Raw genomic sequence first — 24,035 nt, forward strand, 5'->3', positions numbered from 1 at the left:
GCTGTGACGGCCCGTCCGTCTTCAGCCGACCGGCATATCCCACTTGAGGTGGGAGTTGAGCTCGACGAGCTCGCCGTCCATGGCAGCGCGGGTCAGGCATCGCGCCTGACCCAACCGCAGGACTCGGGTGGTGGCTTTCATCACCAGTCTCCGTTTCGTCGTGATGCCCCTAGACGAACGACGCCACGGTCGGGACATCCCGGGCGTGTGGGCCGCCCCTGTGGGGGCGGCCCATTCGGTCAGGCGCCGACAGTGATGTCGTAGCGCTCGGCCGGGTTCAGCTCGATGAACTCGCCGAGGACGCCGGCCCGGGTGAGCTTGCGGGCGGCGCCCAGGCGAACGAGGCGCGAGATGCTTTTGGTGGTCATGGTCGTCTCCTCTTTCTGAAGGTCGACGGAAGGTCGACGACGCACCATCAGCACCCGGGTTCAAATCGATTCAAACGATATTGCGGATGTATTCGGCGCCGTCGGGATCAAGCCGCCTGACCCGCGCGGCCAAGCCGCCGGCGGCGGTCCGCCACCGCGCGTAGTAGGCGTTGAGGTGGTCCAGATCCGATCCTTCCGAAGGGCATGTCGACCCGTTCAGACGACGGAGTGGGGCGAGCCGACGCCTGACCCGTAACAGGCTCTCGACCAGGGGCTGGTTGTCGCAGTGCTCCACCAATGTGACGATCCAGGCCTCTACCGCTTCGTCGGAGCCGTCATCCAGCGGCGGCACGTTCATCGAACAGGTCGCGGCCAGCCGGACGTGTGCGGCCTCGAGGTCCAGCAATCCCACAATGTCTTCGACCGGCGCGGATCGCGTAAAGTAGCCCAGCCCTCGCCGATCTTCGACGAGACCTTCGCCGCAGAGCCGGGACAGAGCCTCCCGAACGGGACTGGTGCTGAGCTTCAGCGATGCGGCGATATCCGCCACTGACAGGTGCTGGCCTGGCGCGAGCCCCTGCTCGAGGGCCCTCCGCAGACTAGCCGTCGCGTCGCCGAAGGGATCACGCTGTCTCACGGGCCATCCCCGCAAGAAACCGCCTTCGCCCGTAGTTCATCGACCCTCCATCTGCGGGGCGCGCACGCGGCGAGGTAGCGTCTATACTCACATCCGCAAGAAACTTGCGCCATAACCGCAGCTTTTATGCTGTTGATCTTAATAGGCTTTCATTTGACGCAAGCCTGAGGCATTTTTCAACCTGCAGAGGTGACGGGAGTGTTGGTTGCGTGATGTCGATGGCGGGGCGGTGAACCGGAACATGGACAATCGGCAGACCCAGTCATCCAACGCGGTGCTCTCCTCCAGCCTGCGCCTCATCCGGTCTCACCGGCGGATGCGCACGGTCGACGTGGCCGCCGGGATGAACATGGCTCTTCGCTCCTACGAACATTTCGAGTCCGGAGCCGGACGCATCAACCTGGAGCGGATCCACCGGTTCGCCGAGGTCACGAACAGCGATCCGCATGCGATCCTGGCGGCCTTGGCGCTTGGCTCTCCGGCCTTCGCTCTGCGGTGCGCCGACAACAAGCTGGCGACCATCATCGCCGTCGTGCTTCAGGAATTCGACGAGGAGGCTGGTGACGCCATCATCGATCTCGATGCGCGAACGATCATCAACGCCTTCACCAAGACACTGAAGGATCTCGCCGACCAGTCCGTCAGCAAGGATGCGGAGGCGGAGGCCTGGCTGGAGCAGCGCAGGGGCCGACTGATGACGCCGGCGCGTGACGACGGAAACGGCGAAAGCTGAACCCCACCGTAGATTCACGCCCGAGACCTTCCGTCTCGACGGTGCGCGGCGTTCGGGGCTCAATGGCGATGTGCGCCTCGAACCGTCCCATAATCCGACTAGCGCGACCGCCTGCGTGGACGACCTCACGTCGCGCCAGCGCGAATGTCTGACCTTGGCGGCCGAGGGCCTGACATCGGCCGCGATCGGGGATCGTCTCGGCGTCTCACCACGAACAGTTGATGAGCACCTGACGTCGGCGTGCGTGGTTCTGGGGGTCCGAACCCGAATCCAGGCCGTCGCGAGACTGGTCAGGAGCGAACGGCCCGCGGAGGGGCGCAGCTTCCGCCCGTAAATTTCCGGCGGGAAGGTCGCGGGTCGTTTGCGGAAAACGGATCGGGTGAGGTGATCGGCGTTTCGCCAGGAGCCCTCCATGCTCGATCTCGTCGCGGTTCTCGCCCTCTCCCAGGCCTGTGCGCCGTCTATCGCACCCGAGACCCTGGCGGCGATCGCACACGTCGAGAGCCGCTTCGATCCGTTGGCGATCGGCGTCAATCGGGGCGGCCGTCGTCCCCCTCCCGCCCGCGATGCCGCCGAGGCCACGCGGGTGGCGAAGAGTCTGCTGGCGACCGGCGCGAACCTCGACCTCGGCCTCGCCCAGATCAACAGCAGCAATCTGACCTGGCTGGGACTGACTGTAGAACAGGCCTTCGACCCCTGCCGCAATCTGGCGGCCGCCGCGACGGTCCTGCGCGCCGGCTATCAGGTGTCCGGCCCGACAGCCGAGGACGCGCAGGCGGCGTTACGCGTCGCCCTGTCCCGCTACAACACGGGGGACGCGTCGAGGGGATTCCGCAACGGCTACGTCGGCCGTGTCGAGAACGCCGCCGTCACGCTCCGGCTGACTGCCCCGCCATCCTCGGCGCTCCCCACAATCTCCATCAACCCGACGCCGCTTCCGCCCTCCCCGCCTCCAACGGCCGCCCCCGTCTGGGACGTCTTCGGCCGGCCGGAACCGGAGCTGATCGTCTTTTCAACCTCCCCCGAACGGTGACTCTGATGCTTTCAATCGCGCCTTCGCGCCGCCCCGCCCGTCATCTCGGCGCCCTTTTCTCTATCGCCCTGGCCGCGACCGCCCTGACGGCCCAGCCTGCCCTGGCGTCCGCGAACGTCGAGGGACTGCTGCAGAACGTGGTCGACATGCTCACGGGCAATACCGCGCGGCTTCTTGCGGTGCTCGCCGTCGTGGTCGTCGGCATCCTCTGGATGTTCGGCCTGTTCGACCTGCGACGGGCAGCCATTGTGGTGCTCGGCATCGTGGTGGTCTTCGGGGCGGCCGAAATCGTCAACCTGATCACCGGGGGCTCGTGATGCCCTTTCCCGGACCCGTCCTGCTGATCGGCGCGACCGCCGGCCTCCTGTCGCTCTGTCTTGCCCAGGGCCTCGGCCTGATCTCTCCGAAGAGGTTCGCCCAACTCGCGGGCGGCGGCGCCGGCGGGATCGCCCTGGTCTGCGCCGGCGTCTGGCTCATCGACGGAGGCGGACATGGGTGAGGAACGCCTGACCGAGGATCCGCTGTTCCTGGCCTGCACCCGCCCGGCCATGATCATGGGAGTGCCGATGGAGGCGATGGGCGTCAACGTCATCCTCTCGGGCGTCGTCTTCCTCGTGGGAGGCAGCCTGCTTTACCTGCTCGTCGCCCCGGCCCTTCACCTGGTGTTCCGCGCGATCTGCCGCGCCGACCACAACGCCTTCCGTCTGCTCTTCGTCTACGTCGACACCAAGGGCCGCTGCCGCAACGGCGCGCTGTGGGGCGGCAGCTCCGTCTCGCCGCTGCCCGTGGTGCGCCGCTACGTCGTCGAGGAACTGCGTCGTGGCTGACGGCGCCGCCTCCCCGTCGCGCCTGCGTCGCGAGACCGAGGTTCGGTCCCACCTCCCCTACGCACGCCATGTGAACGACCACATCGTCGCCCTCGACAGCGGCGCTCTCATGATGGTCTTCCAGGTCGCGGGCGCGAGCTTCGAAACCGCCGATGTCCGCGACCTCAACGACTGGCACGTCAAGCTCAACCAGGCCTGGCGCAACCTCGCCGACGACCGGCTGGCGGTCTGGCACCATGTCGTCCGCCGCGAAGTCGCTCCATCATCCTGCGACGGCTATCGGTCGGCCTTCGCCGCCGGCCTGGCTGCGGACTACGACGCCCAGATGTCCGGCCGCCGCCTCTGGGTGAACGAGCTGTTCGTCACCCTGGTGCTGCATCCCGGCCGGGACGCGGGCGATCGCGCCGCCGCCCTGATGCGCCGCCTGCGCCAGGCGCGCCGCGACGACGGTGAAGTGATGGTCGCGCAGGTCCGGCGCCTCGAGGAGGCCGGCCGTGACCTCGCGCAATATCTGGAGCGCTACGACCCGCGCCGTCTCGCTCTGTTTGAACGGGACGGTCTCTGGTTCTCGGAACCGCTCGAGGTCATGGGCCTGATCCTGACCGGACGGCGCTCGCCCGCGCCCCTCGTCTACGGGCACCTCGGCGCGGCCGCCTATACCGTGAGAGCGATCTTCGGCCGCGAGACCCTGGAGCTGCGCGGCGCGGCCGGGGAGCGTTTCGGCGGCGTCCTCGCGATCAAGGAGTATCCGGCGACGACGCGCCCAGGCCTCTGGGACGGGCTGCTCAACGCCCGCTTCGGCTTCGTGATGTCCCAGTCTTTCGCCTTCCTGTCGAAGGCCTCGGCCCGTGCGGTGATGGAGCGCAAGCAGAACCAGATGGTCTCGGCCCGCGACAAGGCCGGGTCCCAGATCGTCGGCCTGTCGGACGCCCTGGACGATCTGGTGAGCAACCGGTTCGTGATGGGCGAGCATCAGGCGTCGGTGCTGGTTCACGGCGACACCCCCGCGGCCCTGGCGGACCATCTGTCGAAGGCGCGCGCCATACTGGCCGATTCGGGACTGGTGGTGGCGCGCGAGGATCTGGGGCTTGAGGCCGCGTTCTGGTCTCAGTTCCCGGGGGTCTTCTCGCGGCGAACCCGGCCGGCGGCGATCACCTCGCGCAATTTCGCGGCGTTGGCGCCCCTTCACGCCTACCCCGTCGGTAAGGCGGACGGCAATCATTGGGGTCCGGCGGTCGCGCTTCTGCGGACGACGGCGGGCTCGCCGTTCCACTTCAACTTCCACGTCGGCGACCTGGGCCATGCCTTCATCTGCGGGCCGTCGGGATCCGGCAAGACCGTCGTCCAGAACTTCATGCTGGCTCAGCTGGAGCGCTTCGGCGCCCAGCAGATCTTCATCGACAAGGATCGCGGCGCCGAGATCTTCGTGCGGGCCAGCGGCGGAACCTACCTCGCGCTGCGCAACGGAGAGCCGACGGGTTTCGCGCCCTTCAAGGCGCTGTCTCCCTCGCCCGCCAACCGGGCCTTCCTCGTCCGATTGGTCCGGACGCTGGTCGCCCGCGGCGACGACACCCTTTCGGTCGCCCAGGCCCGGGCGATCGACGAGGGCGTTTCGGCGCTCGAGGCCCTGCCGCGCGAGCGGCGCTCTATCGCCGCCCTCCGCAGCCTTTTGGGCCAGGCCGACGCCGGCGGGATCGGCGCGCGGCTGGAGCGCTGGCAGAAGGGCGGTCCACTCGGCTGGGTGCTCGACAACGACGAGGACGCGCTCAGTCTGGACGCTCGCTTCGCCGGTTTCGACATGACCCACGTTCTGGATCAGGACGAGGTCCGGACCCCGGCGATGCTCTATCTGTTCCATCGCATCACCGAGCGTGTCGATGGTCGACGGTTGGTCCTCGATATCGACGAGTTCTGGAAGGTTCTGGGCGACCCGGCTTTCACCGATCTGGCCCAGGACGGTCTGAAGACCTGGCGCAAGCAGAATGCCTTCATGGTGTTCGGCACCCAGTCGCCGGCCGATGTCCTTCGCTCGCCGATCGCCCACGCCATCCTGGAGCAGTGCGCCACCCAGATCTTCCTGCCGAACGCCCACGGGCAGGCGCGGGACTATGTCGACGGCTTCGGGCTGACGCAGGAGGAGTTCCGCCTCGTGCGCGAGGAGCTCACGCCGGAGTCCCACCGCTTTCTGGTCAAGCAGGGCCACGACAGCGTCGTGGTGGAGCTCGATCTCGGCGGCATGGACGACGCCCTGGCGATCCTGTCCGGTCGCGCCTCCACGGTCGCCCTTCTGGACCGCATCCGCGCCGAGGTCGGCGACGACTACGCGCACTGGCGCGCCCCCTTCCATGCCCAAAGGAGAACGTCATGACCCTTCGTCATCTGGCGTCGGCCGCCCTGGCCGGCGCCCTGCTGCTCGCCGCCCCCGCCGCCCAGGCCCAGTATGTCGTGCACGATCCTCGCGCCCTGGTGCAGATGATCGAGGACGCCCGCACCAGCCTGCAGCAGTTGCAGGCCCTGCAGGCGCAGATCGAGGAACAACGCGCCCTCTTCGACAGCCTGAACGATCTGTCCGACGTCAACGGCCTGGCTCAGGCTCTGGGCCTGCCCGAGGTGCGCAATCCGCTGCCGGATGCGCGCTCGCTGCGCGCCGCCGCCGAAGGCGACCTGTCGGCTCTGGGGGCCCTGGCCGACCGGGCCGATGCGATCCGTCGCGAAACACGGCTGTTCACACCGTCTGCCGGCGAGTTGTCCGAGGCCGATGCCTACTACCGCGACAGCCTGGAGCGGGCCGGCGCGCGCACGGCCCGTGATCTGGCCATCGGAGAGGCCGTCGGCGAGGCGTCCGACCGCCGACTGGGGGGCCTGGAGACGCTGCGCCGCGCGCTGGACACCGCACCCAATGCGCGCGCGGTGATGGACCTGGAGGCCCGCCTCGCCGCCGAACAGGCGCTGATCCAGAACGAGCAGCTGCGCCTGCAGGGGCTGGCCGTCACCCAGGCCGCAGAAGCGCGGCTGGAGGAGCAGAGAAACCGCGAACGCGCCGAGGCCGCGCGGGCCGCGCGTCAGGCGACCTACGAACGGGCCTTCCGGTGAGGCTCGGGCGTCTTCTCGGCGTCCTAGCCCTGGCGGCCTGTTCGCCCCCGGAGCGGGACGCTGCGGCCTTCGCGGCGGAGCCGGAAGCGGCCCTCCAGGTGGTCGCCGACTGCGACGCCGGCGCTCACCGGTCCGACTGCGCGGCGGCGCGAGGGGGGCTGGCGGAAGCCCGCCGGCGCGATCGGATGGACGCCTATGCCCGGACGTTCCGCGAGCCCTGATCATGTCGTTCCGCGTCTTCGAGCCCAGCTACGACTTCATCGACGAGCGCCTCAATGTGTTCCTGGGCGAACGGTTGTCGTCGGTCATCGCCCAGGTGGAGGGTCCGCTACGCGTCGCCCTGCTCCTCTATGTGGTCCTGTACGGGTACGCGATCCTGCGCGGCTCCATCACCGAGCCCATGCGGGATTTCGCGGTCCGCTCCATCAAGCTCGCCCTCCTCTACGCGCTGGCGACAACCCCCGCCTATTCCACCTTCGTCACCGGGCCGCTGTTCAGCGACATGCCGAATGCCCTGACCCGTGCGGTCAGTGGCTCTGAAACGCCGAGCGTGGGGGCCGCGTTCGACCAGTTCTTCGCCTATGCCGCCTGGCTGGGCGAGGACATTTCCCGGGACGCCTCGGCTTTCAATCCGGCCCCCTACATCGTCGCCGCCGGGGTCTTCATCGTCGGAGCCCTGGCCGCCGCCCTCGGTTTCGGTGTGGTGCTGGTCGCCAAGCTGGCGCTCGCGCTTCTGGTCACCCTCGGCCCGATCTTCATCGCCTGCGCCCTGTTCGACGCGACACGCCGTTACTTCTTCGGGTGGCTGAGCCAGGCCGTGAACTATCTCGTCCTGTTCGCCCTGATCATCGTCATCTTCCAGCTCGTGCTGTCGCTGGTGCGCGACCAATGGGGCTCGATCCAGGGCTCCGATCCCATGATCGGCGGCCTGATCTTCATCGCCCTTTGTCTGCTGGGCGCGATCTTCTTCCTGCAGACGCCGGCCATCGCCGCAGGCATCGCCGGCGGCGCCAGCGCAGGCCTCGCCGACTTCGCCAACGCCGCCGCCCTCGGGTCGAGCCCTTCGGGACGCGCCAGAGGTCCGCAGGAGGCCAGCCGGCAGCCGCCGAAGGGCGGCGGAACCATCCGACCGAACGGAGCCTGACATGAGCCTTCGCCTGCTATTGACCCTGTGCGTCCTCCTCGGCGGCTGCGCCACCGGACGGACGGAGACGCCGCCGACCTGCGACGGTCGAGAGCGGCGTCCCGCCAATCCCTACGGGTCGATCCTCGTCCCATCGCTGCCCGCGACGCCGCCCGAGCCCCCGGTCGAACCGGTCGAAGGCGAGCCGTCGGCGGGAGGCTGCGCATGAGCGGCGTCCCTTCCGAGGAGCTGAAGCGCTATTTCACCGAGGCGCGGCGCTGGGACCAGGACCGACTGGCCAGCGCCCTGCAGTCCCGGCGATTGGCGTGGGCGGCGGCGAGCGTGGCGGCGGCGCTGGCGATCTCGGCGACCGCGGCCGTGACCTTCCTCACGCCCCTCAAGACGAGCGAACCCTTCGTCATTCGCGTCGACCGGACGACCGGATCGGTCGACGTCGTGCGCGGCCTCTCGGCCGACGACGGGCCGATCCGATATGACGAGGCGGTCAGCAAATACTTCCTCGGCCAGTACGTCCGAGGCCGCGAAGGCTATCTCGATCCCGCCGCCGAAGATGCGTTCCGCCAGGTCTCGATCCTGTCCGCGCCCTCCGAGCAACGCCGCTGGGCCGACCTCTACCGCGGCTCAAATCCGGAAAGCCCCCAGAACCTCTACGGGCGCGACGGAGAGGCCGTGGTGTCGATCCGGGCGATCGGCTTCATCAACGACAGCGTGGCCAATGTGCGGTTTCGCCGGACGGTGCGGCAGGCCCAGCAGATCACCGAGAGCGACTGGATCGCCACGATCGCCTTCGCCTACACCCGGGCCCCGATGTCGGAGGCGGATCGTCTGCGCAACCCGCTCGGCTTCCAGGTGACGTCCTACCGCGCCGACCCGGAGGTCATTCGATGAGAACCCCCGCGCTTCTTCTGGCCGTTGCTCTGGTGGCGACGGCGAGCCCCACCCTGGCTCGGACCGATCCGGGCGGCCGGATCCAGGAGCTGACCTATGCGCCGAACGGGGTCTATCCGATCTCCGGCGCCTTCCGCACGGCGACGCAGATCATCTTCTCGCCCGAAGAGACGATCCGGCACGCCGCCATCGGCGACAGCGTGGCGTGGGAGGTCGCGGCGGAGGGGTCCGTCCTGTTCCTGAAACCACGCGAGCGCCACCAGTCCACCAATCTTCTGGTCGTCACCGAGAGAGCCGGCGTCGCCCGGCACTACGTGTTCGAACTCCTGGCCCACGACCGGTCCGCAAGGACGGCGGCCTATCAGGTCCGCTTCCGGTATCCCGACGACGATCAGGCGCGAGCGGCCGCCGCCCTCGCCCTCTCGGCGCAGGTCGCGGAGGAGCGCCTGATAGGTCTTGAGCTTCAGGCCGGCGCCATCGAGGGCCGGCGCAACCTCGCCTATTCCGCCCAGGGGGACCCCGGCCTCCAGCCAAGCGAGGTGACGGACAACGGCCGGTTCACGGTGCTCCGCTTCCCGGGCAACCAGCCCGTGCCCGCCATCTTCGAGGTCGCCGGAGACGGATCCGAACGGCTCGTGCCCTACGATGTCCGCGGTGAATTCGTGGTGATCCACGGCGTGGTCGCCGGCCTGCGCCTGCGCCACGGCGGGTCGGTTCTCTGCATCTTCAACGAGGCCTTCGATCCGCGCGGGCGCGCGACCGGGACCGGAACGGCGTCTCCGGCCGTCGATCGGACCGTGACGGGAGACCGGCCATGACCACTGCAGCTCCGCCCCCGCCGGCCGAGACTCCGGAGACGCCGACGACAGGACAGGACCGGGGCGTTTCGCCGATCGCGGGCCGGCTCGTCGGCCGTCAGGGCCGGATGATCACCCTCGCGGCCCTCGCCGCCGGGTGCGGGGTCTTTCTGTTTGCAACCTGGGACCGGGGCGGAGACCGCGACCGCGATCGGGCGGCGGACGATACGCCTCCCCGCCAGCTGGCGCCGTTCGAGCCGGCGCGACGGGCCGAGCCGCCGCTGCTGGAAACGGCGGAGACAGACCCGTTCGCGCCCACCCTTGTCGATGACGACGAGCGGATCCCTGCAATCGAACCGGGGCCTGCCGCCGGTTCGACGTCTGGACCGACACCAGGCGAACAAAGACGCGCGCTCGCGGAAAGCGCCCAGCGGTCGCCGGTGCTCGCCTACAGCCGCCCCGGCGGCGCCCCGGATCGAGCCGCCGCGGCCGTCGCCCCCCTCCTCGCCTCGGACCGGTCCGACCCGCCCGGTCATGAGCTCGACACCCTGAGACGGGTCAGCCCGATCGCCTCGGCCCGCGCCGGCCGTCTGCCGGATCGCAACCTTCTGATCACGGCGGGGTCCAGCGTGCCCTGCGTCCTGCAGACGGCGATGGACAGCTCGACGCCGGGCTACGTCAGCTGCCTGATTTCGCGGGACGTCTATTCGGAGAATGGCGCGGTCGTGCTGCTGGAACGAGGGACCCGGGTGCTCGGCGAGTACCGCGGCGCCGTGGAGCCGGGTCGAGGCCGGCTGTTCGTTCTGTGGACCCGCGCCGTCACTCCGACCGGCGTCGCCGTCGCCCTCGCCTCGCCCGCCGCGGATTCGCTCGGGCGAGCGGGTTTCGACGGCGCCATCGACACCCGGTTCTGGGACCGGTTCGGCGGGGCGCTTCTGTTGTCGATCGTCGATGACGCCGCCTACGCGGCGGCCGGCGGCGGCCAGTCCCTTCAGTCCACCGCGCGCGTGCCGTCGGACGCCGCCTCAGTCGCCCTGCAGGGCTCGGTCGGCATTCGGCCCACCCTGCGTAAGGCCCAGGGAGCGGAGGTCTCGATCTTCGTAGCTCAGGACCTCGACTTCGCGGACGTCTATCGCCTGCGGCCGAGGTGATGCGCGACACCTCCGTCATCGACCACTACCTCGCCCCGCTCCGTCCCTTCCTGGCTCCCCAGTCGGTGACCGAGGTCGTGGTCAACCGGCCGGGCGAGGTCGGGGTGGAGCATCCTGACGGCTGGCGCTGGCATGAAGTGCCCGAGCTGACGGAAACCTGGTTGCGCACCCTCGCCGTCGCGGCGGCCGCCTACACCGGGCAGGATGTCGATGCCGAGCGGCCGATCTGTTCGACGGTCCTTCCCGGCGACGCGCGGTGTCAGATCGTGCTGCCGCCGGTCGTCCCCGCCGGCGCCGTCTCCCTGACCATCCGCAAACCCTCCGGCGCGCGCATGGGTCTCGAGGACTTTCACGCCGCCGGCCTGTTCGCCGCGGCCAGGACCGTGCACGGCGGGCTAGATGAGACCGACACCGAGCTGATCCGCCTGCGCGAGGCGGGCGACTGGGTGGGTTTCTTCCGACTGGCGGTCGAGCGCCGCCGCAACATCCTCATCTCGGGCGCAACGGGCTCCGGCAAGACGACCTTCGCCAAGGGCCTGGTCGAACTCATCCCCGAGCATGAGCGGCTGCTGACGATCGAGGACACGCGCGAACTGGTCCTGCCTCAGCGCAATGTCGTCCATCTGCTCTATTCGAAGGATGGCCAGGGTCTGGCCAAGGTCGGCCCGAAAGCCCTTCTGGAGAGCGCGCTGCGGATGCGCCCGGACCGGATCCTGCTGCAGGAGCTCCGTGACGGAACGGCCTTCTTCTTCCTGCGCAACGTCAACTCCGGCCATCCCGGATCGATCACGACGGTCCATGCCGATTCCGCCACCCTGGCTTTCGAACAGCTCACGCTGCTGGTCCGGGAGTCCGAGGGCGGTCGCGACCTGCCGCGCGACGACATTCGCACGATGCTGCACCTGATGGTCGATGTGGTGGTGCAGATGAAGAAGATCGACGGCCGGTTCCTGATGACGGAGGTCTGGCATGAGCCGCTTCGCAAGCGCCGCGCCGGCGACTAGAGCGGGCCTGGTCGCGGTCGCCGTCCTGGCCGCCCTCGCCCTGTTCACGATCGGGACCCTGACCCTCGCGCTGATCGGCCTGGGCCGCTTCTCCGGCGACATCGATCCTGCCCGGGTTCCGGGCTGGTTCCTCTACTACCGACAGGATCCCGAGGTCCGCCGTTGGCTGACGATCGGCGGCGCCGTCATGGGCCTGGTGCTTGTCGTGCTCGCGGCCGCCATTGCTCTGGGCATACGACGCCCGCTGCACGGCGCCGCACGTTGGTCGACGGCGGGTGAGCAGCGCCGGCACGGCCTGCGGGCGCGCAGCGGACTTCTGCTGGGCGAAGCGACGGGAGAGCTTCTCGTCAGCGACGGTCCCGAGCATGTGCTGCTCTACGCCCCCACCCGCACCGGCAAGGGCGTCGGGGTGGTGATCCCGAACCTGCTGGCCTGGCCGAACTCGGTCGTGGTCCTCGACATCAAGCGGGAGAATTTCAACGCCACCGCCGGCTTCCGGGCAGAGGCCGGGCAGACGGTTCACCTGTTCGACCCGCTTGCCGCCGACGGGCGGACGGCGAGGTTCAACCCTCTCGATCATATCGACCGCACGAAGCCGGTCATCGTCCTCGATGAACTTCAGCGGATCGCGGGCATGCTGTTCCCCGCCCATAGCCATGCCGACCCCTTCTGGTCGGAAGCGGCCCGGACTGGCTTCATCGGGGTGGGCGCCTATGTGGCCACCACTCCCGATCTGCCGTTCACCCTTGGCGAGATCTACCGCCAGCTGACCGAGGGCGATCCGCGTGATCGCTTCCCGAGGCTGATCGAACAACGTCGCCTCGACGGCGATCCTCTCCCCCGAGGCGCGACGACGGCCCTGACCGATTTCTGCAGCTCCGGCGAGAACACCTTCGCCTCGATCCGTCAGTCGATCACCACCCGGATGGGCCTGTGGCTCAACCCCCTGGTGGATGCCGCGACCAGCGCCAGCGACTTCGATCTGCGGACGATCCGGAACGGCCGCCTGTCGCTCTATCTGGCCGCCTCGCCCGAGAACATGGATCGTGTCGCCCCGCTCTATGCCCTGCTCTTCCAGCAACTGGTCGATCTCAACAGCCGGGACCTGCCCGCGCCAGACGCCCCCCGGACCCTGGTGCTGCTCGACGAGTTCGCCCGTCTCGGCCGCGCCCCGGTGCTGGCCCACGCATTCGCCTGGGTCGCCGGCTATGGCCTGCGGCTGCTGCCGGTCGTGCAGAGCCCGTCCCAGCTCCGCGCCCTTTACGGCCCGGACGTGACCGAGGACATCCTGACCAACTGCGGCCTGGAGATCGTTTTCGCACCAAAGGAGTTGAAGGTGGCCCAGGAGCTGAGCGAGCGGCTCGGCTACTACACCTACCGGGCGCGCAGCCGCAGCCGTCCGATCGGCCTGGGACAGGGCCGACGCAGCCTGACAGACTCCGATCAGAAGCGGGCGTTGATGCTCCCACAGGAGCTTATGCAGCTCTCCGGAAAGGCGCTGATCGTCCTCAAGGCGGGGCTGTCGCCCACCCGTGGACGCAAACTCGTCTTCTACCGCGACCGCCGCTTCACCGCCCGATTGCGGCCGCAGCCGGAAACTGCGCCCGCGCCGCCTCCGCCGTTGGCGGCCGTCATTCCCCGATCACCAGCGATCGAGGAGCCTGACATGGACTTCGACAGCATCGTCCGCCGCTTCGCCGCGGAAGGGCTCAAACCTCCGGCTCCGGGGGCCAGCGAAGCCGAGGTCCAGGCCTGGCTCGACCGCGTCGTGGCGGCCCCCGCCACCGCGCGCGCCCCTCTCGAGCGTAGACCATGAGCCAGTCCGCCCCTCGGCCGACTCCAAGCAACCGGCTGGCGCCGCAGCCCGGCGCCGCCCCGGAGCGCCGCTCGCTCGACAAGGGCGACGTACCCGCCCAGCTGCTGGATCGGTATCTGATCGAGCGCGATCGCCAGGGCCGGCCGGAGCGCTACTACCGCGACCACAAGACCGCCGATCCCGTCTTCCGCGACCACGGCCGTGCGTTGTCATCGCTCCAGGCCTATCCGGACTCGGTCGCCTCCATGCTGCGGATCGCGCAGCACCGGGGATGGACGCACATCAAGGTGTCCGGAGACGAGGCCTTCCGCCGCGAGGTCTGGGTTCAGGGCCGTAGCCTTGGCCTGGAGGTGGCCGGCCACAAGCCCACGGAACGCGACCGCCAGGCCGCCAACGATCAACCGGACCGCGTCGCGGGCGGGCGCCCCTCCAGGGATGCCGAAACCAAGCCCGCCACGCAGACCGTCAAACGGCGGCTCGAGCTGGCGGCCGTCGTGGTCCGCACCCTGATCGCCGATCCGGCGGTCCAGACGCGACTGATGAAACGGGCGTGGTCCCGGGCACGATCGGGGGCGGAACAGACGCACGCTCGCGATCCCGGCAAAAGTCGGAGAGCGGAAAGAAGCCGAGAGCGGTAGGTGAGAATTTCAGGCAGCAGCCATTGACGATCGCGGTGAGCACGACAGTCCGCTCGAGCGCATTGTGGGCAACTGGCTGTGGCCCACATCGGATCTCGTTGAGGTCCGCCATCGATCTCGGTCGTCCCGCCTCAGCCGGGCCAGCGCCGGTGCAGGTCGTCGAGCACGAAGGCGGGGGCGTGGACGCCGCCTTCTAGCGGGTGATCGGCCAGGTGCGGGTCGTCCGGGGCCAGCTCCGGGTGGCTGTGCGGAACAGCGTCGGGATCGCGGCGCGGCCACAGGAGAAGGCCCGCGACCAGGCCAATCGCGCAGAGCGCCGCCAGCGTCAGGAAGGCGGCGGCCGGATTGACGGTGGCGCTGACCAATCCCGACACCGGATAGGCGATCAGCCAGCAGGCGTGGGACAGGGCGAAGTAGGCGGCGAATAGCGCGGGCCGGTCCTCCGCCGCAGACGAGCGACGCAGGACCCGTCCGATTGGAACGAGAGTCATGCCGTAGCCGGCGCCCAGCACCAGCCACAGGCCCAGAAGGACCGGGTAGCGGGTGGCGAGCATGCTGCCGGCGATAAGGACCAGGGTCATGATCACGCCGCCTGTGGCGACGACGCTGCGATCCGGAACGCGCTCCAGCACGCGGGGCAGGGTCAAGGCGGTGGCCATCGAACCGAGACCGAAAGCAGCGAGAGCCCAGGCGGTCGCCTGTTCGCCGAGGTCAAAGCCCGACTGGACCAGGACGACGGTATTGACGAACACCATGGCGCCGCCCGCCGAGGTGGCGAGGCTGAAGGCGAGGACGCCGCGCAGACGGGGCGTCAGCAGGAACAGGCGCAGGCCACCGGTCAGACGTTCGATGAAGGGACGGGGCGCGGCCGCCTTGGCGGTCGGGAGCGCCGCCGAGACGACGAACAGGGCGGAGATGACGAAGCCGATCGCCGTGCCGCCGAAGAGACCGCTCCAGGTCATGACCGACAGCAGCAAGGCCGCGAGCACGGGACTGGCGACGCTCTCCAGATCGGCGGCGAGACGCGAGAGGGACCGGGCCTCGGTGTATTCGCGCTCGTCCGGCAGGAGGTCCGGGATCATGGCTTGGAAGGCCGGGGTGAAGGCGGCGGCGGCGACATAGAGGACCGTCATCAGGGCATAGACCTGCCAGCCCTCGCTGACGAACGGCAGGCTGGCGGCGACCAGTGCTCGGACGATGTCCAGGCTCACCAGCAGGGTCTTGCGCGGCAGGTTGCTGACGAGGGCGCTGGCGAAGGGCGCGACCCCGACATAAGCGACCATCTTGATGCCCAGCACGATGCCGAGGATCTCGCCCGCATTGGCCCCGGCGAGGTCGTGGGCGAGAAGGCCCAGAGCGACGGTGGCGAGACCCGTGCCGAGCAGGGCCGCGACCTGGGCGGTGAAGAGCCGTCGATAGGCGGCGTGGCGGAGCGGGGCGAGGAGTTGCATGGGCGATCTGCCGGTTGATGTTCGAGGATGCGCCTGTGCATCCGAAAAGGAAGGGGCGGGCCGACCCTTTCGAGATCGGCCCGCGTGGATCAGACGACCCGTTTCACCTCGGAGTATGCGCCTTCGGTGCGCAGGGTGATGGTCACCGGCTCGCCGGTGCGGTTGCGCCAGAACCAGCCGTGGCTGCCGGTGAACGCGGCGGTCAGTTCGCCGGTCTGTTCGCTCGCCGAGCCCTTGCCGTAGCCGTGGTAGGACAGGCCCGGACGGTCGGCGTGGGTGTCGAAGTTGATCCGGCCACCGCTGCTGGTCCAAGTGAAGCGGGCGGTGGCGCCCTCCTCCATGACCAGTTTGATCTCGGCGCCCTGATCCGGCTCGAGGGTGATGACGGTTTGGTCCGCGCGACCGCCGGCCGGGGTCGGCGGCAGGGGTTGCGTGGCGGCAGGTGAAACTGTTGCAGCGGGTGCAACGGGAACCGCGCCGCCTGCCGCGATCTGGGCGTCCATGGCGGCGTCGGCCTCGGCTTCCTTGGCGAGGGACACCTTGATGCGGCCCATCTCGGTCAGGCCGAAGACGGAGCCGATACGGGTGGGATCGACGCCGTATTCCGCCGGCATAACGATGGTCACGGTGATGACGGCGGCGACCACGGCGGCGATGCCGGTGGATTTCAGGAGCTCGGACGTGCTGGGCAGGTCGGTGCGGTTGGGGCGGTTTGCGTTATACATGGAGGGTCTCCGATCACATGATGAAGAGGCCGACGAGCTGGTAGCCCGTCAGGAGGAAGCCGAGCGTCATCAGCACGACGTTGGTGAGGTAGGCGTGTTTCCAGAAGCTGTTCGAGCGGCGCCAGAACCCCATCAGGATCAGGATGCCGCCGAGCGCCAGAAGCTGTCCGGCCTCGACCCCGATGTTGAAGGCGATCAGGTTGCCGATCAGGCCGTCGGGCGAGAGCTGGAAGTCCTGGAGCTTGGTCGCCAGGCCGAAGCCATGGAACAGCCCGAAGATCACGGTCGCGGCCTTGGTCGAGGGCTGGAAGCCGAACCAGCGCTGATAGGCGCCCATGTTGTCGAGCGCCTTGTAGACGACCGACAGACCGATGATGGCGTCCACGACGTAGCTGGAGACGCTGACGTTGGTCAAAACGCCCAGCAGCAGGGTGGACGAGTGACCGATGGCGAACAGGGTCACATAGATCGAGATGTCCTTCATCCGGTAGAGGAAGAAGATCACCCCGAACAGGAACAGCAGGTGGTCGTAGCCGGTGACCATATGCTTGGCCCCCAGGTAGACGAACGGCCAGAACAGGAAGCCGGAGGTTTCCTGAATATAGCCCTTGTCGCCCTCGGCCACGCCGTGAGCGAGGGCGGAGCTGTAGAGCCCCTCGATGAAGAAGAGGCCGAGCGTGAGCAGGGCCAGCAGCATCAGGGAGCGGAGCCGCGATCCTGGATCGCGGGACGCTACGGAAGTCATGAGTGTCCTTTCGGTGCGGTGGGGGAAGGTTCGGGAAGGAAGGTGTCGCGCGCCCAGAGACGGGCCGGTCGCTCCCACAGGAAATGCAGGGCGAAGGCCGCCGCGACGGTGATGACCAGAAGGAGGGCAGCCTCCGGCGCGGACATCCGGTAGGCGCTGGTCATACCCATCCACATCGCCATGCCGTTCTTCCAGACGATGAGGAGCGGCAGATGGACGAGGTAGAGGGCGTAGGAGGCCTCGCCCGCCGCCAGCGCCCACGGATGGGCGAAGGCGCGGTCGGACCCGGACCGGGCGAGCTAGGCCAGGGTCAGGATGAAGAGGTCGGAGACGAACACGGTCAGGCGTTCGTCGGCACTGAAGCCCATCATCAGGACGAGGGTGGTTGTGGCGCCGATCGCCGCCCAGCGGGCGACGACGGGCGACGGACGCAGCCGCGACCCGAGCTGATAGAGGCCGATGCCGAAGAGGAACTCCGGCACGATCCTCAGCACGCCCAGCACAAGCTCGGCGTGGGTCAGGATCTCGTCGTATCGCGCGCGGTAGAGAGCATCGATGCCGACGAATAAACCGACCGCCAGGGCGATGACCGCCCAGGGGTTGCGGCCTCGCCTCAGTCCGATCCAGGCGAAGACTGGGAAGGCCAGATAGGCGGCCCACTCGGCGGACAGAGACCAGGACGGCCCGTTCCATTCGTTCGGGGTCGTCGCCGGGAACCAGGCGTGGATCAGAAGGACGGCTTGAAGGAAGCCGACCATCGAATAGCTTTCGGCGTCGAAGGTCTGGTTCAGGAAGACCGCCGCGATCGCCAGGACGGCCATGAAGGCCAGCATGGCGATGTGCGCCGGATAGATCCGCGCCAGACGGGCGATCAGGAACCGCCCGTGATCGTAGGTCCCGCTCCGCACAGCCGCGCCATAGACGTGGGCCAGGACGAAGCCGGACAGGATGAAGAAGAAGTCCACCGCCAGCCGGGCGCGCTCGATCAGGGCCAGCCCCGCATCGCCCGGTTGGACGATGTTGAGCTGGTAGTGAAACAGCACCACCCCCAGCGCGAACAGAAAGCGCACGCTGGTCAGGGCCGGAAGGCGTTCAGGGAAGCCCGGGTCCGACGCGGTCGGATCGACCGCGCCGGGATTGCCGCGCTCCGCAGGAGGCGCGGCGCTCATCAGGCATTCCTTCTCCGGAACGGCAGGTGGTCCAGCCATGCCGGACGCGGCCAGTCGGCGCCCCGCTCACGTCCATGCACCAGGCTGTAGAGGGCCGGGAGCACGAGCAGGGTCAGGATCGTCGAGGAGATGATCCCGCCGATGACCACCGTGGCCAGCGGACGCTGGACCTCGGCGCCTGCGCCCACGTTCAGGGCCATGGGCACGAAGCCCAGGCTGGCCACGAGCGCGGTCATCAGAACCGGACGCAGACGGGTCAGGGCGCCCTCGCGGATCGCCTCGCCCACCGGCTTGCCCTCCTGGATCAGGCTTCGGATGAAGCTGACCATCACCACGCCGTTCAGCACCGCCACGCCCGACAGCGCGATGAAGCCGACGCCCGCCGAAATCGACAGGGGCAGGCCCCGCATGGCCAGGAAGGCCACGCCCCCGGTCAGCGCCAGAGGCACGCCGGAGAAGACGATCAGGCTGTCCCGCCACGAACGGAACAGAGCGAACAGCAGGCCCAGGATCAGCAGCAGCACCGCCGGAACCACGACCTGAAGCCGCTGGGCGGCCGAGATCAGTTGCTCGAAGGTGCCGCCATAGGTGATCCAGTAGCCGGCGGGCAGTTCCACATCGCGTTCGACGCGCTCGCGCACCTCGCCGATGAAGGAACCCAGATCGCGGTCGCGGACGTTGGCGGTGACGACGATGCGTCGCTTCCCGTCCTCGCGACTGATCTGGTTCGGGCCGGTCTCAAGCTGGATAGTAGCGATCTCGCTGAGCGGCACGAAGCCGCGCGGCTGCCCCTCCGCCGCCGGCAGCGGCACCTGGATGCGGCCGATGGCGTCGGTGTTGGAGCGCAGGTCCTCGGGCAGGCGGACGACGACGTCGAAACGGCGGTCGCCCTCGAAGATTTGGCCCGCCGTCGTGCCGCCCATGGAGGTCGCGATGACCTGCTGGACGTCGTCGATGCTGAGCCCCAGCCGCGCGATGGCGGCCCGGTTCGGCGTGATCTGCAACATGGGCAGGCCGGTGACCTGTTCCGATTGCGGATCGGCCGCGCCTTCGACCGAGCCGACGATCTCCTCGATCTGGGAGCCGAGGGCCACCAGTTGGTCGAGGTCGTCGCCGTGGATCTTGATGGCGACGTCGGCCCGAACGCCCGAGAGCAGTTCGTTGAAGCGCATCTGGATCGGCTGGGTGAATTCGTATTTCGAGCCGGGGACGGCGTTCACCGCCTCCTCCATCTCGCGCACCAGTTCGAGGCGATCCTTGCGCGGGTTGGGCCAGTCCTTGCGATCCTTCAGGAGGATGAAGGTGTCGGCGACGGACGGCGGGACGGGATCGGTCGCCACCTCGGCGGTGCCGATCTTGGCGACCACACGCTCGACCTCCGGGAACTGCGCGATCCGGGCTTCGAGCGCGGTCTGCATCTCGATGGCCTGGCTCAGGCTGGTGCCCGGGATACGCAGGGCGTGCATGGCGATGTCGCCTTCGTCCAGGTTCGGCACGAACTCCGAACCCATCCGCGAGGCGATGAAGCCGGCGATGAGCACCAGGGCGATGGCCCCGCCAATCATCAGGCCGCGCGCCTTCAGCGCGAAGTCGAGCGCCGGCTGATAGCCGAGGCGCGCCCAGCGCATCAGGAAGCTGTCCTTCTCCTGCACCTTGCCCGTGACGAACATGGCCACGGCCGCCGGCACGAAGGTCAGCGACAGCAGGAGCGCCCCGGTCAGGGCGATGACGACAGTGATCGCCATCGGGTGGAAGGTCTTACCCTCGACCCCGTCCAGGGCGAAGATCGGCACATAGACGAGGGTTATGATCAGGACGCCGAACAGCGACGGCCGGATAACCTCGCTGGACGCCTCGGCCGCGAGGTCGAACCGCTCCTGACGGGTCAGCAGACGCCCGTGCTGATGCTGGGCCTCGGCGAACCGCCGCAGACAGTTCTCGACGATGATGACGGCGCCATCGACGATCAGACCGAAGTCCAGAGCGCCCATCGACATCAGGTTGCCCGAGACCCCCGCCTGCACCATGCCGGTGATGGTCATCAGCATGGTGACCGGGATGACCGCCGCCGTGATCAGCGCCGCACGGATGTTACCGAGCAGCAGGAACAGGACGACGATGACCAGCAGCGCGCCTTCGACGAGGTTCTTCTCGACTGTCTTGATGGCGCGTTCGACGAGATCGGTCCGGTCATAGACCGGCGAGGCGACGACCCCGTTGGGCAGGGCCTTGGACGCTTCCTCCAGCTTGGCGGCGGCGGCCTGGGCCACCACTCGGCTGTTCTCTCCGGCCAGCATCAGGACGGTGGCGAGCACTGTCTCCTTGCCGTTCTCTGTCGCGGCCCCGGTGCGCAGTTCCTCGCCCAGACCGACGTCGGCGACCTCAGCGATGCGGATCGGAACCCCGCCGCGCGTCGTCACCACGATGTTGAGCAGGTCCTCGGTGGTCGAGGCCTGACCCGGCACGCGGATCAGATACTGTTCGCCGTAGCGTTCGACATAGCCCGCGCCGACGTTGGCGTTGTTGCGGTTCAGCGCCTCGACCACCTCGCCCATGGTCACGCCGTAGGCGGCGAGCCGCTCCGGGCGCGGGGTGACGTGATACTGCCGCTCGAAGCCGCCGATGGTGTTGACCTCGGTGACGCCGGGCGTGTTGCGCATCTGGGGCCGGATGACCCAGTCCTGAAGCGTTCGCAGATCCTCGGGCGTGTAAGCCGTGCCGTCCGCCTTGCGGGCGCCGGGCTCGGCCTCGATCGTATACATGAAGATCTCGCCGAGCCCCGTGGCGATCGGGCCGAGTTCGGGCGACACGCCGGGCGGGAGCTGGCCCAGAGCGGTCTGAAGCCGCTCGTTGACCAGTTGCCTCGCCCGGTAGATGTCGGTGCCGTCCTCGAACACGACCGTCACCTGGCTCAGGCCGTAGCGCGAGACGGAGCGGGTGTAGGACAGACCCGGCACGCCCGCGATGGCGGTCTCGACCGGGAAGGTGATGCGTTGTTCGGCTTCCAACGGCGAATAGCCGGGGGCCTCTGTGTTGACCTGTATCTGGACGTTGGTGATGTCCGGCGTTGCGTCGATCGGGAGGCGCTGGAAGCTCCAGACCCCGACCGCGCAGGCGACCAGCACGAGCGCCATGACGACCCAGCGGAACTGGATCGACAGGCGGATGATGCGTTCAAGCATTGTGGCGCATCCCCCGCTTAGTGGTCGTGGCTCGCGCCGGACTTCTCGATGTCCGCGCGAATGAGGAAGGCGCCGTCCACGACGTATTCCGTGCCGGGCTCAAGCCCGCCCAGAACCTCGGTCCACTCGTCGGTGCGACGTCCGAGATCCAGCATGCGGACCTCGTAGGTGTTGCCGACCTTGGCGTAGACGACGGTGAAGTCGCGGAACGGCTGGAGTGCCCGTGTCTGGACCGCGAGCGGAACCTCGCCCGAGCCGACCTGAACCGTGCCCTCGACCCCCAGGCCCGGCCGCCAGGAGCCGGAGCCGGCCGGCAGATGGACGTGGGCGACCATCGTCTGGCTGAGCACATCGGCGGCGGGAAGGATGGCCTCGATCGTCGCGCTGACGCGGCTTTCTCCCGCCAGGCTGCGCACCTCGACCCGCTGTCCTACGCGAACGCGCTCGGCGTCGCGGGGATAGAGGAAGAACTCGGCGTGCAACTGGGTCGGGTCGCCGATCTCGATCATCGGCTCGCCGTTGCCGGTGATCTGGCCGGGGTTGGCGTTCTTGACCAGGACGACGCCCGAGATCGGGGCGGTGACCGCATAGGTCTGGAGGCTCTCGCTCGACTCGACGCGGGCGATGACCTGACCGCGCGAGACCCGCGACCCCAACTCGACGTTCATCGAAACGATCCGGCCCGGATAGCGCGCGTGGACCTCGGCCTCGCCCTCCGGCTTGATCTCGACACGGCCAGCCAGTTCCAGGCTTTCGCCGAGGACGGCCGAACCGGCGCGCTGGGTGGTCACCCCACCGGCGCGGGCGGCGTCGGCGGCGATGATCGTGCGGCCCTCATAGGATTGGTAGGTCCAGTTCGAGCGCTGGGCGCCCCGCGTCGCCGCGACCGCGACGTCGAAGGAGTGGGGTTCCGACACGACACCCGGGCTGGCCAGATAATCGTTCTCGGCCGTGAAGGTGAAGCGATCCACCTTCGGCCCCAGACGGGTCAGGGCGATGGACGCCTGGACCTGACGCGGATCGAGCGGCTCATCCTTCAGGTAGGGATAGAGACGGAACAGGGGCTCCGGCCCTTCCTCGTAGATGGTGACCTCAAGGGCGAAGTCGCCGTCGCGCAGCAGGCGGCCGTTGTGCGGACCGCGCTCGTAATCGGTCGCGTCGGCGCCTTCTGCCCCTTCCGCCTTCTCGGCCTTTTCGGAACCGCCGCCACAGGCGGCCAGCGCCAGGGCAAGCGCGGTCATCGCCGCGCCCATGGCGTGGCGGGATGGTGTGCGGGTCATCATTGGGTCTCCATGCCGACGAGGTCAGCGTGCGCGCCGGTCAGCCGGTCGAGGCGGGCGCGGTCATTGTGGAAGGCCTGAAGCGCGGCGACGCGCCTGGCCCGGGTCTGAAGCAGCGACGTCTGGGCAGTGATGACGTCGTTGTAGGTGAAGCCGCCTCGGTTGAAGCCGTCGCGGACCAGAACCACGGCCCGCTCGGCCTGGGGCAGGGTCTCCTCCGCGATACGGCGGGCTTCGGTGGCGCGGCTGAGGAGCTGCACCTGAAGCCGGGCGATCTCCCGCTCCCGATCCATCCGGTAGGCCTCGGCGTCGGCGGTCGCCGCCACGCCCTCGGCCCGGGCGCGGTCGATGGCGCCCTGGTTGCGGTCGTAGCGTTGCAGGGGGATCGACCCGCCGAACACCAGCGAGACGTCATTGTCCCAGATGTGCCGGACGCCGACGCTGACGGTGGGATCGACGACCGCGCGGGCCGTCTCGACCCGCACCTGGGCCTCGGCCGTGGCGCGGCGGGCCAGGAAGACGTCGAGGTCCGCCTGGGCCGGAGCCCCGGCCGCGACGCGCGAGGCGCTGGTGTCCTCGAACGCATCCGCACCCAGCGAGAAATCGACCCGGCCGTCCCAGTAGCGGGCCAGCGAGATGCGCGCGGTGCGCACCGTCACATCGGCCTGATCGAACTCGATCTGGGCCTGGGCCAGTTCGGCCTCGGCGCGCGCTCCTGCGAACAGGGGATCACGGGCGGCGTCCACCCGGCGTTGCACCTCCGACTGGAAGCGTTCGGCCAGATCCAGCCGTTCGCGGGCGATTTCTAGCAGGGCTTCGGCGGCCAGCGCCTCGGTCCACAGCCGCTGGACGGTCTCCAGCCGATCCAGCCGAGCCGCCTGGGCCTGGGCGAGGATCAAGGCGCCCTCGCTCTGGGCCAGGGCGACCCGCGCCGGTCGGTCGCCGCCGCGTTCCAGACGCTGCTCATAGGTCAGCGTCGTCTCGGTCCGGCTCATGAAGTCGCCGGCGCCGAGGGTCGGCAGGTTCTCGACCATCAGGCCGAGGGTGGGGTTCGGCCTCACGTCGGCCTGACGCACCCCGGCTTCGACAGCGCGCATCCGCGCCGCGACCCCGGCCCGCGCGGGGTCGGCTTCGGCGGCCCGGGCGAGCGCCTGGTCCAAGGTAAGGAGAGGCGCCGCCGGAGCGGTCGCAGGGGGTTCTTCAAGCGTCGCCTGGGCGAACGCCTGCGCGGTCGGCAAGGCTGCCGCCAAGGCGAGCGCGAGCGTCGAAACGGCTCGCACCCGCCATCCGGCCAGGCCGGACTTCGAGTATGACAAGGATGGGCTCCAAAAGGGCGCGCGCAGCCGTGCGGCCG

At 68.8% G+C, this 24,035-nt stretch carries 27 protein-coding genes; 17 read left to right on the forward strand and 10 right to left on the reverse strand.

Annotation, left to right across the window (positions count from 1 at the left end; all coding sequences use genetic code 11):
- Positions 1 to 239: 239 nt before the first annotated feature.
- Positions 240 to 368, reverse strand: a complete 129-nt coding sequence (locus BVE01S_RS17380; protein ID WP_280513210.1) for a hypothetical protein — start codon at positions 366 to 368, stop codon at positions 240 to 242.
- Positions 369 to 438: 70 nt separating this feature from the next.
- Complete coding sequence (locus BVE01S_RS06195) at positions 439 to 1,005, reverse strand: GntR family transcriptional regulator (RefSeq protein WP_017504266.1); 567 nt, start codon at positions 1,003 to 1,005, stop codon at positions 439 to 441.
- Positions 1,006 to 1,210: 205 nt separating this feature from the next.
- Between BVE01S_RS06195 and BVE01S_RS06200 the strand changes: the two genes are divergently transcribed.
- The 17 genes from BVE01S_RS06200 to BVE01S_RS06275 all read left to right on the forward strand — a co-directional run bounded on the left by BVE01S_RS06200 (position 1,211) and on the right by BVE01S_RS06275 (position 14,129).
- On the forward strand, positions 1,211 to 1,738 hold the full coding sequence (locus BVE01S_RS06200; protein WP_218015914.1) for a helix-turn-helix domain-containing protein: 528 nt from the start codon (positions 1,211 to 1,213) through the stop codon (positions 1,736 to 1,738).
- Positions 1,739 to 1,853: 115 nt separating this feature from the next.
- Positions 1,854 to 2,072 carry a helix-turn-helix domain-containing protein gene (locus BVE01S_RS17245; protein WP_244878365.1) on the forward strand — a complete coding sequence of 73 codons (219 nt, stop codon included), beginning with the start codon at positions 1,854 to 1,856 and terminating at the stop codon, positions 2,070 to 2,072.
- Positions 2,073 to 2,150: 78 nt separating this feature from the next.
- Positions 2,151 to 2,771 (forward strand): lytic transglycosylase domain-containing protein, encoded by a 621-nt coding sequence (locus BVE01S_RS06205; RefSeq protein WP_066625558.1) that lies wholly within the window; start codon positions 2,151 to 2,153, stop codon positions 2,769 to 2,771.
- 5 nt (positions 2,772 to 2,776) lie between these two features.
- Complete coding sequence (locus BVE01S_RS06210) at positions 2,777 to 3,088, forward strand: TrbC/VirB2 family protein (protein ID WP_066625567.1); 312 nt, start codon at positions 2,777 to 2,779, stop codon at positions 3,086 to 3,088.
- Positions 3,088 to 3,270, forward strand: a complete 183-nt coding sequence (locus BVE01S_RS06215) for a hypothetical protein (protein WP_066625570.1) — start codon at positions 3,088 to 3,090, stop codon at positions 3,268 to 3,270. The genes BVE01S_RS06210 and BVE01S_RS06215 overlap by 1 nt, the downstream gene beginning before the upstream one ends.
- Positions 3,263 to 3,598: a VirB3 family type IV secretion system protein gene (locus BVE01S_RS06220; RefSeq protein ID WP_017504271.1), complete on the forward strand. Its 336-nt coding sequence runs from the start codon at positions 3,263 to 3,265 to the stop codon at positions 3,596 to 3,598. Before BVE01S_RS06215 ends, BVE01S_RS06220 begins: the two co-directional genes overlap by 8 nt.
- Entirely contained in the window at positions 3,591 to 5,966 is a 2,376-nt protein-coding gene (locus BVE01S_RS06225) for a VirB4 family type IV secretion/conjugal transfer ATPase (protein ID WP_066625573.1), read from the forward strand. Before BVE01S_RS06220 ends, BVE01S_RS06225 begins: the two co-directional genes overlap by 8 nt.
- Complete coding sequence (locus BVE01S_RS06230; protein WP_066625575.1) at positions 5,963 to 6,691, forward strand: type IV secretion system protein; 729 nt, start codon at positions 5,963 to 5,965, stop codon at positions 6,689 to 6,691. Before BVE01S_RS06225 ends, BVE01S_RS06230 begins: the two co-directional genes overlap by 4 nt.
- Positions 6,688 to 6,912 (forward strand): hypothetical protein, encoded by a 225-nt coding sequence (locus tag BVE01S_RS06235; protein WP_066625577.1) that lies wholly within the window; start codon positions 6,688 to 6,690, stop codon positions 6,910 to 6,912. Before BVE01S_RS06230 ends, BVE01S_RS06235 begins: the two co-directional genes overlap by 4 nt.
- Before the next feature lie 2 nt (positions 6,913 to 6,914).
- Positions 6,915 to 7,835 (forward strand): TrbL/VirB6 family protein, encoded by a 921-nt coding sequence (locus BVE01S_RS06240; RefSeq protein WP_066625580.1) that lies wholly within the window; start codon positions 6,915 to 6,917, stop codon positions 7,833 to 7,835.
- Position 7,836: 1 nt separating this feature from the next.
- Positions 7,837 to 8,043 carry a hypothetical protein gene (locus BVE01S_RS06245; protein ID WP_066625590.1) on the forward strand — a complete coding sequence of 69 codons (207 nt, stop codon included), beginning with the start codon at positions 7,837 to 7,839 and terminating at the stop codon, positions 8,041 to 8,043.
- Positions 8,040 to 8,723, forward strand: coding sequence for a VirB8 family type IV secretion system protein (locus tag BVE01S_RS06250; RefSeq protein ID WP_066625592.1), 684 nt, complete (start codon positions 8,040 to 8,042; stop codon positions 8,721 to 8,723). The genes BVE01S_RS06245 and BVE01S_RS06250 overlap by 4 nt, the downstream gene beginning before the upstream one ends.
- Complete coding sequence (locus BVE01S_RS06255) at positions 8,720 to 9,541, forward strand: TrbG/VirB9 family P-type conjugative transfer protein (RefSeq protein WP_066625594.1); 822 nt, start codon at positions 8,720 to 8,722, stop codon at positions 9,539 to 9,541. Before BVE01S_RS06250 ends, BVE01S_RS06255 begins: the two co-directional genes overlap by 4 nt.
- Entirely contained in the window at positions 9,538 to 10,671 is a 1,134-nt protein-coding gene (virB10, locus tag BVE01S_RS06260; RefSeq protein WP_218015915.1) for a type IV secretion system protein VirB10, read from the forward strand. Before BVE01S_RS06255 ends, virB10 begins: the two co-directional genes overlap by 4 nt.
- On the forward strand, positions 10,671 to 11,675 hold the full coding sequence (virB11, locus tag BVE01S_RS06265; RefSeq protein ID WP_066625596.1) for a P-type DNA transfer ATPase VirB11: 1,005 nt from the start codon (positions 10,671 to 10,673) through the stop codon (positions 11,673 to 11,675). Before virB10 ends, virB11 begins: the two co-directional genes overlap by 1 nt.
- Complete coding sequence (locus tag BVE01S_RS06270; protein ID WP_066625598.1) at positions 11,641 to 13,491, forward strand: type IV secretory system conjugative DNA transfer family protein; 1,851 nt, start codon at positions 11,641 to 11,643, stop codon at positions 13,489 to 13,491. Before virB11 ends, BVE01S_RS06270 begins: the two co-directional genes overlap by 35 nt.
- Positions 13,488 to 14,129 (forward strand): LPD7 domain-containing protein, encoded by a 642-nt coding sequence (locus BVE01S_RS06275; RefSeq protein ID WP_066625600.1) that lies wholly within the window; start codon positions 13,488 to 13,490, stop codon positions 14,127 to 14,129. Before BVE01S_RS06270 ends, BVE01S_RS06275 begins: the two co-directional genes overlap by 4 nt.
- Positions 14,130 to 14,260: 131 nt before the next feature.
- On the opposite strand, the gene BVE01S_RS06280 is transcribed toward BVE01S_RS06275, so the two are convergent.
- The 8 genes from BVE01S_RS06280 to BVE01S_RS06315 form a co-directional block, all read right to left on the reverse strand.
- Positions 14,261 to 15,580, reverse strand: coding sequence for an MFS transporter (locus BVE01S_RS06280; RefSeq protein ID WP_066625602.1), 1,320 nt, complete (start codon positions 15,578 to 15,580; stop codon positions 14,261 to 14,263).
- 89 nt (positions 15,581 to 15,669) lie between these two features.
- Positions 15,670 to 16,305: a transmembrane anchor protein gene (locus tag BVE01S_RS06285; RefSeq protein ID WP_066625605.1), complete on the reverse strand. Its 636-nt coding sequence runs from the start codon at positions 16,303 to 16,305 to the stop codon at positions 15,670 to 15,672.
- A 13-nt stretch (positions 16,306 to 16,318) separates the two neighbouring features.
- Positions 16,319 to 17,050, reverse strand: a complete 732-nt coding sequence (locus tag BVE01S_RS06290; protein ID WP_066625608.1) for a HupE/UreJ family protein — start codon at positions 17,048 to 17,050, stop codon at positions 16,319 to 16,321.
- Complete coding sequence (locus BVE01S_RS06295) at positions 17,047 to 17,232, reverse strand: hypothetical protein (RefSeq protein WP_066625611.1); 186 nt, start codon at positions 17,230 to 17,232, stop codon at positions 17,047 to 17,049. The genes BVE01S_RS06290 and BVE01S_RS06295 overlap by 4 nt, the downstream gene beginning before the upstream one ends.
- Before the next feature lie 117 nt (positions 17,233 to 17,349).
- Complete coding sequence (locus BVE01S_RS06300; RefSeq protein WP_066625614.1) at positions 17,350 to 18,219, reverse strand: acyltransferase family protein; 870 nt, start codon at positions 18,217 to 18,219, stop codon at positions 17,350 to 17,352.
- The gene (locus tag BVE01S_RS06305; protein ID WP_066625617.1) at positions 18,219 to 21,401 is read right to left on the reverse strand and encodes an efflux RND transporter permease subunit; all 3,183 of its coding nucleotides are present in this window, start codon (positions 21,399 to 21,401) and stop codon (positions 18,219 to 18,221) included. Before BVE01S_RS06305 ends, BVE01S_RS06300 begins: the two co-directional genes overlap by 1 nt.
- Before the next feature lie 17 nt (positions 21,402 to 21,418).
- Positions 21,419 to 22,681, reverse strand: a complete 1,263-nt coding sequence (locus BVE01S_RS06310; protein WP_066625817.1) for an efflux RND transporter periplasmic adaptor subunit — start codon at positions 22,679 to 22,681, stop codon at positions 21,419 to 21,421.
- Positions 22,681 to 23,997: a TolC family protein gene (locus BVE01S_RS06315; RefSeq protein ID WP_066625620.1), complete on the reverse strand. Its 1,317-nt coding sequence runs from the start codon at positions 23,995 to 23,997 to the stop codon at positions 22,681 to 22,683. Before BVE01S_RS06315 ends, BVE01S_RS06310 begins: the two co-directional genes overlap by 1 nt.
- Positions 23,998 to 24,035 lie beyond the last annotated feature (38 nt).

It is taken from the genome of Brevundimonas vesicularis NBRC 12165, from assembly GCF_001592205.1.
GTDB classification, from domain to species: Bacteria; Pseudomonadota; Alphaproteobacteria; order Caulobacterales; family Caulobacteraceae; genus Brevundimonas; species Brevundimonas vesicularis.